General features: G+C 77.3%; 12 protein-coding genes. 5 read left to right on the plus strand and 7 right to left on the minus strand.

The window, feature by feature from the left end; translation table 11 throughout:
* Positions 1-187: 187 nt before the first annotated feature.
* Positions 188-568 carry an ArsR/SmtB family transcription factor gene (locus D459_RS0101905; RefSeq protein ID WP_017591296.1) on the minus strand — a complete coding sequence of 127 codons (381 nt, stop codon included), beginning with the start codon at positions 566-568 and terminating at the stop codon, positions 188-190.
* A gap of 168 nt (positions 569-736) precedes the next feature.
* Here D459_RS0101905 and D459_RS0101910 point away from each other — a divergent pair, with 168 nt between their 5' ends.
* Positions 737-2,176: an MFS transporter gene (locus D459_RS0101910; RefSeq protein WP_017591297.1), complete on the plus strand. Its 1,440-nt coding sequence runs from the start codon at positions 737-739 to the stop codon at positions 2,174-2,176.
* Positions 2,177-2,185: 9 nt separating this feature from the next.
* On the opposite strand, the gene D459_RS35745 is transcribed toward D459_RS0101910, so the two are convergent.
* Entirely contained in the window at positions 2,186-2,323 is a 138-nt protein-coding gene (locus D459_RS35745) for a hypothetical protein (protein ID WP_017591298.1), read from the minus strand.
* Between the two features lie 365 nt (positions 2,324-2,688).
* Here D459_RS35745 and D459_RS30395 point away from each other — a divergent pair, with 365 nt between their 5' ends.
* Together D459_RS30395 and mobA are read left to right on the plus strand one after the other, a co-directional pair.
* Complete coding sequence (locus D459_RS30395) at positions 2,689-5,094, plus strand: serine/threonine-protein kinase (RefSeq protein WP_051065297.1); 2,406 nt, start codon at positions 2,689-2,691, stop codon at positions 5,092-5,094.
* A 196-nt stretch (positions 5,095-5,290) separates the two neighbouring features.
* Positions 5,291-5,875, plus strand: coding sequence for a molybdenum cofactor guanylyltransferase (gene mobA / locus D459_RS0101925; RefSeq protein ID WP_017591299.1), 585 nt, complete (start codon positions 5,291-5,293; stop codon positions 5,873-5,875).
* 78 nt (positions 5,876-5,953) lie between these two features.
* Here mobA and D459_RS0101930 read toward each other — a convergent pair whose 3' ends face one another.
* Complete coding sequence (locus D459_RS0101930) at positions 5,954-6,181, minus strand: hypothetical protein (protein ID WP_017591300.1); 228 nt, start codon at positions 6,179-6,181, stop codon at positions 5,954-5,956.
* 478 nt (positions 6,182-6,659) lie between these two features.
* Here D459_RS0101930 and D459_RS0101935 point away from each other — a divergent pair, with 478 nt between their 5' ends.
* Positions 6,660-6,878, plus strand: coding sequence for a dodecin (locus tag D459_RS0101935; protein ID WP_017591301.1), 219 nt, complete (start codon positions 6,660-6,662; stop codon positions 6,876-6,878).
* Positions 6,879-7,040: 162 nt separating this feature from the next.
* Here the strand turns inward: D459_RS0101935 and D459_RS0101940 are convergent, their stop codons facing one another.
* The 4 genes from D459_RS0101940 to D459_RS0101955 all read right to left on the minus strand — a co-directional run bounded on the left by D459_RS0101940 (position 7,041) and on the right by D459_RS0101955 (position 11,690).
* Positions 7,041-8,450 (minus strand): metallopeptidase TldD-related protein, encoded by a 1,410-nt coding sequence (locus D459_RS0101940; protein ID WP_026119971.1) that lies wholly within the window; start codon positions 8,448-8,450, stop codon positions 7,041-7,043.
* Positions 8,447-9,934 (minus strand): TldD/PmbA family protein, encoded by a 1,488-nt coding sequence (locus tag D459_RS0101945; RefSeq protein ID WP_017591303.1) that lies wholly within the window; start codon positions 9,932-9,934, stop codon positions 8,447-8,449. Before D459_RS0101945 ends, D459_RS0101940 begins: the two co-directional genes overlap by 4 nt.
* A gap of 159 nt (positions 9,935-10,093) precedes the next feature.
* A complete protein-coding gene (locus D459_RS0101950; RefSeq protein WP_241484944.1) occupies positions 10,094-10,912 on the minus strand; it encodes a hypothetical protein in 819 nt (272 codons plus the stop codon).
* A 67-nt stretch (positions 10,913-10,979) separates the two neighbouring features.
* Positions 10,980-11,690: a hypothetical protein gene (locus tag D459_RS0101955; RefSeq protein WP_017591305.1), complete on the minus strand. Its 711-nt coding sequence runs from the start codon at positions 11,688-11,690 to the stop codon at positions 10,980-10,982.
* Positions 11,691-12,290: 600 nt separating this feature from the next.
* Between D459_RS0101955 and D459_RS0101965 the strand changes: the two genes are divergently transcribed.
* Positions 12,291-12,938 (plus strand): flavin reductase family protein, encoded by a 648-nt coding sequence (locus D459_RS0101965; protein ID WP_017591306.1) that lies wholly within the window; start codon positions 12,291-12,293, stop codon positions 12,936-12,938.
* The last annotated feature ends 27 nt before the right edge of the window (positions 12,939-12,965 follow it).

The following is a 12,965-nucleotide window of genomic DNA, read 5'->3' on the forward strand; positions in this document are numbered from 1 at the left end:
GGCGTGAACCGCCGGGCGGGGTCCGGTTTCATCGGAGGGCCTTCTCCGTCGCTTCGCCGCGCCGCGACCGCCGCGTGCTTCGAGCGGGCGGGGTCCCCGCTCGGTCCCGCTCGGTCCGGCGTCCCGGGGGCGGCGCACTGAGCGGGACGGGCGCCGCTTCCCGGTGCCGGGACTCCTCCCTCCCCCGTCAGCGGTCCCGGCCGCCGGGGGCCGGCTCCGCCCCCGGGTCCTCCTCCCCGTCCTTCTCGGCGAGGACGAGGTCGAGCAGTCCGGGGAAGCGCGCGTCGAACTCGGGGCGGCGCAGCCGGTTGAGGCGCTTGGCGCCGGAGTCGCGCTGCTCCAGCAGGCCGGCGGAGCGCAGTACCGCGAAGTGGTGGCTGCGCGCCGCCTTGCCGACCGGCAGGTCGAAGGTGCCGCAGGCGCGGGCCCAGTCCTCGGCGGCGGCGAGTTCGCGGATGAGCCGGCGGCGGACCGGGTCGGCCAGCGCGGCCAGCGCGGCGTGCAGGGTGACGTCGCCGGGGTCGGCGTGCTCGGGGGAGCTGCGGTGGCGAGGGGACGCGGACGGCATCGGGGCCTCCCGGGATTGCAAAGTGTTCGATGGCGGTCGTACACTCACGGCTGTTCGATCTGCATCGAACATCTTATGCGCGCCGTGCGCGGCGCGCGCCGGGGCCGGCCGACCCCCTTCCGATCTCCCCGCGCCGGGGAGCAGACCGCGAACGAAGCGAGGACAGCCATGCCCGCAGCCGATCCTTCGACCGCCCCCTGGAGGCGGCGCCGCTGGGCGCTGGCCTCCGCGAGCCTGGGGGCCGTCGTCGTCACCCTCGACGTCAGCGTGGTCAACGTCGCCGCGGACGCGCTCGACCGGGACCTGGGCGCCGGCATGGCCGCGCTGGAATGGGTGGTCAACGGCTACACGCTCACCTTCGCCGCGTTCCTGCTCAGCGCCGGGACCCTGGCCGACCGGTTCGGCCCGGGGCGGGTCTTCGAGGCCGGGTTCGCGCTCTTCGCGGCGGCCTCGCTGGCCGCCGCCGCGGCCACCGGCCCCGGCGCGCTGATCGCGGCCCGCGCCGTGCAGGGAGTGGGGGCGGCGCTGCTGCTGCCCTCGTCGCTGGCCCTGGTCAACCGGGCCTTCCCGGAACCGGCCGCCCGGGCGCGCGCGGTCGGGATGTGGGCCTCGGGAGGCAGCCTCGCCCTCGCGCTCGGCCCGCTGTTCGGCGGAGTACTGATCGAGCAGGCCGGCTGGCGGTCGGTCTTCCTGATCAACCTGCCGATCGCCGCGGTCGGCATCGCACTGGCCAGGTTCGGCGCCGGAGAGGCGGCCCGGGCGGCCGGCCGCGCCCCGCGCGCCTTCGACCTCCCCGGCCAGCTGCTGGCCGTGCTCTTCCTGTCCGCGCTGACCGCGGGCCTGGTCGAAGCGAACACGCTGGGCTGGTCCGCGCCTGTGGTCTGGGCGCTGCTGGCCGCGGCCGCCCTCGGGCTGGCCGGGTTCCTCCTGGTGGAGCGGGCCGCCGCCGAGCCGATGCTGCCGCCGGCGCTGTTCCGCGGCCGCGCGTTCACCTCGGCCGTGCTGATCGGGGCGCTGCTGAACTTCTCCTTCTACGGCCTGGTCTTCGTGCTGAGCCTGTTCTTCCAGAAGAGCTGGGGGTACTCGCCGGTGGAGGCGGGGGCGGCGCTGCTGCCGGCCACCGCCGCGATCCTGGCGGCCAACCTGCTCAGCAGCAGGGCCGCGGCCCGGTTCGGCCTGCGCGCCGTGCTGGTCGCGGGCGGCGCCGCCGCGGCCGCCGGGTTCTGGGCGATGGTCCCGGCGGTGCACTCCGCGAGCCACCCGGCTCTGGCCGTGCCGTTCCTGCTGGTCGGGGGCGGGCTCGGGCTGGTGGTGCCCGCCGTCACCAACGCGGTGCTGGCCGCGGTGGAGCCCGGCGCCGCCGGTCTGGCCTCCGGTGCCTTCAACGCCGCCCGCCAGGTCGGGGTGGTGCTGGGGATCGCGGTGATGGGGCTGGTCGTGGGCGAGGCCTCCCCCGGCGCGCTGGCCGCCGGGCTGCCGCTCGCGCTGGCCCTGGCCGGCGCGGTCCAGCTCGCTTCGGCCCTGCTCGGCCTGCTCGCGGCCGGCCGGCGCGCGGCGCCGCCCGCCCCGGCCGGGCGCCCGCCGGCCGAGGCGGTGCGGAGGCCCTGACCGGCCCGGTCACCCGCCCGGCGCCGCGTCGAGCCAGTGGCAGTGCCGGGTGAACAGGTCGGCGATCTCGGCCCGGTCGGTGAGGTCGGCGACCCGCCGCCGGAGGCCGGTGTCGGATGCGGGTGCGGTGTCGGGGGCGGTGGACACTGCGGACCTCCAGAAGAGCATTGGCGGTTCCGGTGCTGGTCGGCCCGACGACCATTGGGGTGAAGGGCGGCGGCAAGCCCCCCGAGGGCGCCCTCGGGGGCGGCTCCCGAGCGGCCGGCCCGCCCCGGGCGCCGCCCGGTCCGCCCGCCGGGGTTCCGGTCGCGTACCTCTTTCGCCGGCGGACTGGAACGGGGAGCGGAGACCGCGCATCCTAGAGCGTCGACGGAGGACCGCTTCCGGACCTGCGGGCCCGGAAGGGGCGGCGGCCCCCGCGCCCGCCGCGTCCCTCCCTCCGGCGGACCAGGTGCGGTCCCCGCCTCCCCGGGCCGGGGACCGGAGCAGAGCGAAGAAGAGAAGAGGCGCGCATGTCCCCCGATGCAGGCGGTCCCGGAGCGGAACCGCGCCCCCTGCCCACCGGATTCTCCCCGCTGGAGGAGGCCGACCCGCGGACCGTCGGCCCGTTCCGGATCGTCGGGCGGATCGGCGCGGGCGGCATGGGCGCGGTCTACGGAGCCCTGGACGGCGGCGGCCGCCGCGTGGCGGTCAAGGTCGTCCACCCCCGCCACGCGGGCGACCCGGTGTTCCGGGAGCGGTTCGCGCGCGAGGCCGAGCTGCTCGCACGGGTCGACGCCGAGTGCGCACCGGCGTTCTACGGCGCCGACCCGCACGCCGGAACCCCCTGGATGGCCACCGAGTTCGTCCCCGGCCGCACGCTCAGCGGGCACCTGCGCGAACGCGGCCCCCTCGGCGGGCGGGCGCTGCTGTCGTTCGCGGCCGGCACCGCCGAGGCGCTCGCCGCGATCCACGCCGCCGGGATCGTGCACCGCGACGTCAAGCCGGCCAACGTGATCCTGGCCCCCGGCGGGCCGAAGGTGCTCGACTTCGGCATCGCCCGCGCGGCCGGCGACCGGACGCCCGAAGAGGGCGTGTACGGCACCCCCGGCTGGGTCGCCCCCGAGCGGCTGGCGGGCGAACCGGAGACCCCCGCCACCGACGTGTTCGCCTGGGGCGGGCTGGTGGTCTACGCCGCCACCGGGCGCGGCCCGTTCGGCACCGGGAGCGCCGCCGAACTGGTCGAGCGGACCCGCACCGCCGAGCCCGGCCTGGAGGGGGTGCCGGACGAGCTGCTCCCCGTGGTCTCCCGGGCGCTCTCCCGGGACCCGGCCGAGCGGCCCGGCGCGGCCGCGGCGCTCGCCGAGGTCCTCGCGCTCACCGGCGCGGACGCACCGCAGGGCGGGGACCGGGAGCGGCTGCGCGGGCTGCTCCGGGCGGCCTGGACCGGGTTCGAGGCGGTGCGCGGCGCCGGCCCGTGGATCGCGGCCGCCGGCTCGGCCGCGGCGCTGTCCGGGGCGGCCGCGGCCGGTGCGGGCACGGCGGCCACCGCCACCGGGGCCGCTGCGGCCGGCGCGGCGTCCGCCGGCGCCGCCGGCGCCGCCGGGGCGGCGGGAGCGGCCTCGACCGGGGCGCTCGGCGGGGCCGCCGCGGGGGCCGGGACCGTCGCCGGGGCCTCCAAGGTGGCGGCCGCGATCGTGGTGACCGCCTCGGTCGCCGCGGTCGGCGCCGGCGGCTGGACCGCGGGCCGGCTCTACGCCGGCGAGCCGATCCTCCCGCTGGGCGCGGAGGCCTCCGAGGAGCCGGGCGAACCGGAGGGGGAGCGGGTGGAGTACCGGGGGATGTCGCTCCCGCTGCCCGAGGGGTGGGCCGCGGACACCGTCGAGGAGGAGTTCGGCGCGCTCTCCTCCCCGGGGGACTGGAAGACAGAGGAGTGGCTGGTGCTCTACCCGGAGGGGCAGCAGGGGTGCGCCTCCGCCGAGTGGTCCTGGACCGACAACGACACCGGCTGCGAGCACGTGAAGGTGCTGGGGCCCGAGGGCATCGCCTACGGCGGCGCCGGCTACGCCCCGCTGGACGAGGAGAGCCTGGCCTCCTCCTACAACCCCGCGAGCGAGCTGCGCCCCTGCCCGGGCGGGGTGGAGCTGCACGCCGAGGGGGACGCCGGCCACCGCGGCCCGCAGGAGTGGGACAGGCGGAGCCCGGACATCGGAGGGGAGCGGGCCGCCTACGCCGAAGGCTCGGTCCCGTGCGCCCCCGTGGACGGCAGGACGCAGGACACCTCGGACTACCGGTACTACGTGCAGCGGATGTGGCTGCTGGAGGAGCGGGAGATCCTGCTCGTCGACAACTACGGCCTGGAGGCGCTGGAGGAGGCCCTGGCCGGCGCCGAGTGGGAGGACGGGGCCGGCGGCGGGACGCAGACCGTCGAGTACCGGTCCGTGTCCCTGGAGGTGCCCGGGGACTGGCGGGTCGTCGAGGGCGAGTCCCAGTACGCCCGGTTCCAGGGGGAGCCGGTCACCGACGGCTGGGTGCTGCTCGGCACCGACCCGGACGAGCCCTGCGGCGCGGACGCCGAACCCGGGGCCGCCGACTGCCCGCACGTGCTGCTGCTCGGCCCCGGCGCCATCGCCACCGGCGACGAGAACGGCCCGCTGGACGAGAACGCGCCGTACCACCCCTCCACCGGCGTGGTCGAGTGCCCGGCCCGCCCCGAGGGCGCGGACGGCGGCCCGCCGGAGCGGGCCGAGGACCTCGCCCCGATCGGGTCGCTGATGGCCTACCACCGCACCTGGACGATCGACTGCCTGGACACCGGGGCCGGCGGCCCTTCCGAGTACCGGCAGCGGTACTGGCTGCTGCCGGACTCGGAGATCCTCGTCGTCGACGAGTACGGCACCGAGGAGCTCGACCGGATCCTGCGCGCCGCCGACGCCTGACGGCCGCCGCCCAGGGGGGCTTGGCCGTGCGGCGCTCTGCGGTCGGCGCCGGGCCGCCGCCGGGCGCGGGAGCGGCGGGCGCCGGGAGCGGCCCCGCCCGGGCTTCGCGCACCCGGTGCCGGGCTCCGGCGCGCCCCGTCCGCATACTGGGGGCAGGGCGCGGCCGCCCGGCCGCGCGGGAGCCGGGAGGACGGCGATGGGCGTGCGCGAGGCCTGCGACAGCGTGATCCTGGCCGGCGGGCGGGCCGACCGGATGGGCGGCCGGGACAAGCCGGGCCTGGAGGCCGGCGGGGCGACGCTGCTGGAGCGGGTGGCCGCCGCGGCGCCGGGCCGGATCGTGGTCGTGGGGCCGGAGCGGGACCGGCCGCGCGCGCTCTACGTGCGGGAGGACCCGCCGGGCGCGGGCCCGGTGCCCGCGCTCCGCGCCGGGCTGGCCGAGGTCGGCGAGCCCTGGACCGCGCTGCTCGCCGGGGACCTGCCGTTCCTGCGCCCCGAGCGGATCGACGCGCTGCGCGCCGCCGCCGAGGAGGGCGCCGGCGCGGTGCTGCTGGACGCCGGGGGGCGGGAGCAGTGGCTGCTGGGCGTCTGGCGCACGGAGGTGCTCCGGACCGCCCTGGGCGGCTACTCCGGCGGGTCGCTGCGCGGGCTGCTCGGCCCGCTGCGGCCGGTGCCCGTCCCGCCGGCCGGCGAGCAGGACCTGACCGCGTTCGACTGCGACACTCCCGAGCAGCTGGCCCGCGCCCGCGAGCTGCTCGGCGCCGCCCGGCGGCGCGACCGCTGAGCGCCGCACCGGCCGCCCCGGGGGAGCGCCGCACCGGCCGCTCCCGGCCCCGGCGGGCCGCTCCGGGAGCGGCCGAGGTCAGCCCTCGAACTCGTCGAAGGGGACCGTCTCCCGGAGGAAGCCGCGGAGGTCCAGGAAGGCGGCCAGGTACTCCCGGTGCTCGTCGCAGGCCAGCCAGGTCTTGCGCCGGTCGGGGGTGTGCACCTTCGGGTTGTTCCACACCAGGGCCCAGCGGGCGGCGGCCCGGCACCCCTTCCGGGAGCACACGGGGGGCTCGGCGGGGGCGGCGGCTGCGTCGTCGTTCAACTCGGGACTTTCCTGGTGCGGCCCGGGCGGTCCGCGCCCGGAGGGCGGAGGGGCGCCGGTGCGGCGCGGCCGGGATCGGTACAAGAAAAAAGGCGACGCCGGGTGGCTACGGGGGCAAACCACCCGACGTCGCGCGCAGTGTTCCGACGGGGGCTCGAAACACTGGCCAAGCGCTTCGACGGGGGACCGAAGCGCCGAAAACCAATGTACACCGCGACCCCCTCCGGTACGTCAAGAGTCGGTTACGACGTGATCTCGGGACAGTTCAGCGAAGTGCGCTTTTGTCGATGAATGGCGAATTGTCTGGCAAGGGACCTATGGCACTGCAGAGGGTCCGGTAAAGGGACGGGAAAGTAGGCGTGGCGGGCGGATTGTCGGTCTTCCCGAGCGGGAACGAGGCGGAGACGGAAAGGGAATGTGGTGTATGACACATCCCTCTTCCCGGCCGGGGAGAGAACGGTACGACCGAGGAGGCGGCATGACCGACCACACCTACCGCGTCACCGAGATCGTGGGCACCTCGACGGAGGGCGTGGACGCGGCGATCCGCAACGGGATCGCCAGGGCCGGCGAGACGCTGCGCGGGCTGGACTGGTTCGAGGTCACCCAGGTGCGCGGCCATCTGGAGAACGGCGAGATCGCCCACTACCAGGTGGGGATGAAGGTCGGCTTCCGCCTGGAGTCCACCGGCGGGTGACCGCCGCGCAAAGAGGGCCGGGCGGGGGAGGCGGTCTCCCGCCTCCCCCGCCCGGCCCTCGCGCCCCGCGCCTCGCGCCCCGCGGGCCGTTCCGGCCCCGGCGGCGGGCACCGGGACCGGCCGCGGAACGCCCCAGGAAGCCTCAGGGCGCCCCGGGACGCCTCAGGACGCCTTGCTCACCGTGGACATGTTGAAGTCCGGGATGCGCAGCGCGGGCATCTCCGTGCGCGGGAAGTAGTCGCCCATCTCCCGGGAGAGCGCCGGCACCGGCGCCCCCGCCTCGGTGGCCCGCTGCAGCAGGCCCACCGGGGACTCGTTGAACCGGAAGTTGTTCACCGCGCCGGTGATCCGGCCGTCCTCGATCAGGTAGACCCCGTCCCGGGTGAGGCCGGTCAGCAGCATCGTCTGCGGGTCGACCATCCGGATGTACCACAGGCAGGTCAGCAGCAGGCCGCGCTCGGTGGAGGCGACCAGGTCGTCGGTGCCGCCGGCCGCGCCCTCCTGCTCCAGCACCAGGTTGTCCGCGAACCCGGCGGGCGGGGTGCCCAGCCGGGCCGCGGTGGCCCGGGTCTGGCCCAGCGCGGACAGCACCCCCTTCGAGATCCACTCGGTCCGCCGCAGCGGGAGCCCGTTGTCGAAGGCGCTGACGTCCCGGCCCGGGGCGTCGGCGACGACGAACGGCGCGCACTCCAGGCCGGGGCGGGCCGGGTCGCTCAGCAGGGTCAGCGGAAGGCCGGCGATCCGCTCGCCGATCCGCACCCCGCCCTCGCCGTCGGAGAACGCGCTGCGGCCCTCCGAGGCGTCCCGGGCCCCGGAGTCGAAGTACATCGGCACCATCATGTCGGCCACCGCGGTGGGCGGCAGGACCGTCTCGTACCGCCCGGCCGGCAGCTCGACCGGGGTGCGCGCCCACTCGGCGCGCCGGGCCAGCTCCGCGTCGAGCGCGTCCGGGTCGACGTCGGTGAAGTCCCGGGTGGCCCGGCCCACCCACGCCGAGCGCGGGTCGGTGCCGTCCGCGGAGCTCCCCCGGGTGTTCATCTCGATGGTCCCGGTGGGCTGGTCGTGCCGGAGCCGCACCCCGGTGGAGGTGCCCAGGAACACCGACTCCACGGTGTGCTCGGCGTAGCCGTAGTGCAGCCGGCCCGACTCCGCGGAGGCGCGGAACGCCCGGCCCAGCCCGGTGGCGGCGGCGGAGAAGACGTCCACGCCGGTGGCGGCGGCCGGGGCGTCCCAGTCGCCGCCGGCGCCCGCCTCGGCCGGGCCGAGCAGCGGCACCGCCTCCTCGCTGGGCAGCGCCGACTCGCTCGCCGCCTCGGCGGCGCGCACCAGCCCCTCCAGCTCGTCGTCGCGCAGGCCGCTGCGGGCCATCACGCCGACCGAGGTGCCCGATGGGCCGTCGGTGAGCGCGATGACGGTCACCGTCCGGTTCCGGGCGACCCCGTTGGTCGTCAGCGAACTGCCGGCCCAGCGGAGGTTGGCGGTGCTGCGCTCGCGCACCAGCACCATGCAGGACGAGGAGCGGGAGAGCTCCAGCGCCCGCTCGACCACTGCCTGAGGGGAGGACCCGCTCACTTTCCTGCCTCCTGCGCGGTGTTGAGGACGCGGACATCGGTGAAGACCGCCGACGGGCAGCCGTGGCTGACCGCCGCGACCTGGCCGGGCTGGCCCTTGCCGCAGCGGAACGTGCCGCCCAGCACATAGGAGGCCGGGCCGCCCACCGCGGCCATCGAGTTCCAGAACTCGGTGGTGCTGGCCTGGTAGGCGACGTCGCGCAGCATCCCGTCCAGGCGCCCGCCGCGGATCCGGTAGAACCGCTGCCCGGTGAACTGGAAGTTGTACCGCTGCATGTCGATGGACCAGCTCCGGTCGCCGACGACGTAGACGCCGTCCTCCACCCCGGAGATCAGCCCCTCGGTGTCGGGGCCGGTCGGGTCGGCGGCCAGCGACACGTTGGCCATCCGCTGGATCGGCATGTGGCCGGGGGAGTCGGCGAACGCGCACCCGTTGGAGGAGCGCAGCCCCTGGGCCGCGGAGATCCGGCGGTCCCGCTGGTAGCCGGTGAGCACCCCGTCGCGGACCAGGTCGAAGGAGGAGGTGGCGACGCCCTCGTCGTCGAAGCCGATGGTGGCCAGCCCGTGCTCGGCGGTGCGGTCCCCGGTGACGTGCATCGACGGCGCCCCGTAGCGCAGTTCGCCCAGCCGGTCGGGGGTGGCGAAGGAGGTGCCGGCGTAGGCGGCCTCGTAGCCCAGGGCGCGGTCCAGCTCGGTGGCGTGCCCGATGCTCTCGTGGATGGTCAGCCACAGCTGGGAGGGGTCGACCACCAGGTCGTAGCGGCCCGGCTCGACCGAGGGGGCGCGCAGCTTCTCGTCCAGCAGCGCGGGCAGGCCGGCCAGCTCGGCCTCGACGGTCGGCAGGTACTCCCAGCCGCGCCCGGCCGGCGGGGACAGGGTGCGCATGCTGTCCAGCAGGCCGTTGCGGTTGGCCACCACCTCCACCTCGGGGGCGATGCGGACCCGCTGCTGGGTGGTGCTGGTCCCGGCGGTGTCGGCGTAGAACTTCTGCTCCTTGGCCTGGAGCAGGGAGGCGTCGACGTGGTCGACGCGGCCGTCCTCCATCAGCCGCCGGCACCAGCCGGAGAGCAGGGCCGCCTGCGCCCGCATCGACACCTCGAACGGGTCCTCCTCGTAGGAGGAGACCCAGGTCCGGTCGGCGTGCACGGGCTCGGGGGCGAGTTCGACGCGGTCGGTGGCGAGCGGGGCGGCGACCTCGGCGACGGCGACCGCCCGCTCGGCGGTGCGCGCCGCCGCGTCGGGGGTCAGCGCGTCGGCGGAGGCGAACCCCCACACGCCGCGGTGCACCACCCGCACGGCGAAGCCGAGGGCGTCGCCCTCGGCGGCGGTCTCCACGGCTCCGTCGGAGACGGCCAGCGTCCGGTCGCGGATCCGCTCCAGGCGGAAGTCGGCGTGCTCGGCGCCGAGCTCGGCGGCCCGCCCGAGAGCGGCGTCGGCGAGCTCGCGCAGGGGAAGGGCGAGGAAATCCGGATCTATGTCAGGCACGCGGGCCAACCTACTTCGCCCCGCCCCTCCGCGGCCAGGGGGACGTGCCGGGGACGCTCCGGCCCACCGGCGGCTCCCGATGATCTTGACGTTGCGGGGGGGCGGAGCGCTCCGACACCCCCGCAACGTCAAGATCATCGATGGCGGGGGCGTGCGGGCTCAGCCGCCGCGCTGCACGTCGACGTGGACGTGGTCCAGGTGGCGGAGGATCTCGTTGCCGGGGTCGGGCGCGATGTAGTCCCACCAGCCGCGCGCGGAGCCGCGGGCGTTCCAGATCTTGTCGTCGAAGATCACGTTGGCCACGTCCAGCTCCTCGGCGTGCGCGACCAGCCAGTGCGCCAGCAGCCAGCCCTCGCGCCGGTTCTCCTCGCCGACCGGGCGGTAGAAGACGTCGATGGCGCGGCCGTCGTAGTGCGCGGAGTCGGCGCCGTGCCCGGCGTCCACGCCGCCGGGCTCGTAGCCGCCGAGGCTCTGCTCGCCGAAGACCCCGCCCATCTCGTCCAGCACCCGCTGGGCGCGCGGGGTCAGCCCGGTCTCGGTGAGCTCTTCGCGCTCCAGCCCGGAGGCGGGCGAGACCCGGCAGGTCAGGCTGGGGCCCGCGTCGTCCGGGGGCCCTTCGGCGAGGCGCTCCAGCGCGGCCGGGTCGATGCCGGAGGTGTCCGGGCCCTCCTCGCCGCGGGCCTGCAGCGCCACGGCGGTGGTGGCGGTGCGGGCCTGCTCGGCGGTGAGGCCGATCGAGCCGTCCGCGGTCCGCACCGAGCACTCGGGCCCCCAGGGGAGGGCGGTCTCGTCCAGGCCCAGCCGCGGGGCGAACACCACCAGGCCCCCGGTCACCAGCACGATCAGGGCCAGCGGCACCAGCAGGCAGCCGGTGAGGCACCCGCCGCGCCGCCTCCGGCGCCCCGCCCGGCGCCCGCGGCCCGGCTCTCCGCCGTCCGGTCTCCGGTCCTGCGGCCCCTCTTCTTCACGTGTGGTCACGGAACGTAGGACGGCCGGGGCGCCGCAGGGGTTCCCGGAGCGGCGGGGCCCCGGGGCCCGCGGCGGCTCAGAGCGCGCTCCACAGCACGAAGGCGCCCCCGGCGATCAGCGCGAACGCCCAGACCCGGTCCATGGTCACCCAGCGCAGCCGCATCGCGTGCACGCCGAGGAAGTCGTAGGCGAGCAGGGCGACGACGCCCGTCGCGGCGAACATCGCCGCGGTGTGCACCGCGGTCGCGGTGAGCCCGAGCAGGGTGGTGTCGAACGGCTCCCAGGTCGGCGCCGCGGCGGCCGGCTCCCCCGGGGCGGCCGCCGGGGCCGGCGCGGCGCCGTGCGCGTGGTGCCCGCCGTGCCCGGCCGCCCCGCCGCCCTCCGGGCCCAGGTCCCCGGCGAGGACCGGCAGCAGCATCAGCCCGGCGCCGTGCACCGAGGCCATCAGGAACGACCAGACGCCCAGCTGGGGCAGGGACATCCGGACGTCGGTGCGGTGCGCGTGCGCCCGGGAGAGCAGCAGCCACAGCCCGACCGCGGCGAGCAGGGCGCCCCCGGCCGCGGGCACCCAGTGCGAGGCGGTCAGCGACCCGGTGGCGGTGATGACCGCCGCGACCGCCGCCACCGAGGCCGCGTGCCCGGCGGCCAGCACCGGGAGCGAGCGGAGCAGCGCGCCGCGGCCGCCCTCCTGCAGCCCCCGGGACACGGCGAGCAGCCACCCCATGCCCGGGTTGGCGCCGTGGAAGACCCCCAGGCCGATCAGGGCCCACAGCTGGGCGCCGGTCACCGGGGGGCCGCCGCGCGGGGGCCGCCGGGCGGGCCGGGGGCGGTGCGGACCGGCGTGGCGCGCCCCGCGGAGCGCTCCGGCACGGCCGGGCGAGGACCTCCGGGGGAGGGGGCGCCCGCAGGGCCGCCGCCCGGTCTCCGCCGCGCTCGGCCCCCGGCGGCCGGTGCTCCGCCGCGCACCGCGCGGGGCAGGCGATGAGCAGGGCGGGAAGGGCGGTGCACGGCCCGGTGCGGGCGGTGCGCGTCCGCTGCGGCCGGGTGGGGAGACGGCAACGGATCCCTCCGATCACCTCGGGGCGGCCGCCGGGGGCCACCGCGAGCGTCACACACCGCGATGGCATGATCAACGGCGAGCGACCGGGGTGACCGGGACCGGCCAGCCCCCGGGCACCGACCCCGGCGGCGGCCGGGCGCCGCCGGGATGCCACCGTGGAGGGCGGACGGCCGCCGCGGAGCGGGGTGATCCGGAGCGCACCGGGCGCCTCCGGGGGCGCCGCACGGAATACCCGCGGTCCGACCGGGGCTGTTCCTGGACGGCGGCCCATGGCGGCCGCGCCCCGGCGAGGACGTCGAAGAGGAACCAGGGAAGGCGAGGCGACCCGTGCGGACACCCCCGAGCGGTCCGGCAGCGCAGGCCGGCGGCGAACCGCGGCCCCGGCACCAGTGGAGCGGCTCCGGGGAGCGGCCGCCGGGCGGGGCGCGGCCCGGCGCCGACATCGGGGCCGAACGGTTCCGCCAGGTCATGGCCGGGCACCCGGCGGGCGTCGTGGTGGTCACCGCCGCCCCGGACCAGGGGCCGGTGGGGCTCACCGCCACCTCGTTCACCAGCGTGAGCCTGGAGCCGCCGCTGGTGTCGTTCTACATCGACGGCCGCGCCTCCACCTGGCCGGGCATCCGCGACGCCCAGGCCTTCGCGGTCAACCTGCTCGCCGAGGACCAGCACGGCGTCGCCGCGCGGTTCGCGGCCCGGGGCGTGGACCGCTTCGCGCCGCCCACCCGCTGGCGGCACGGGCCCGCCGGGGTGCCGCTGCTGCACGGCGCCGCGGCGCACGTGGTCTGCCGCCGCCACGACGTGCTCGCCGTCGGCGACCACTGGCTGGTCGTGGGCCGGGTGGCGGCCACCGCCGTCGCCGGCGAGCAGCACGCGCTCGGCGTCCAGGGCGCCCCGGACGCGGCCCCGGGCTCGTCCCCGGGCCCGCTGCTCTACCACCGAGGCCGCTACGGCTCCTTCACCGCCCGCGAGGACTGACCCCGAGGACCGCCCAGCGTCGCTCCC

Source organism: Nocardiopsis potens DSM 45234 (assembly GCF_000341105.1).
Lineage (GTDB): Bacteria > Actinomycetota > Actinomycetes > Streptosporangiales > Streptosporangiaceae > Nocardiopsis_A > Nocardiopsis_A potens.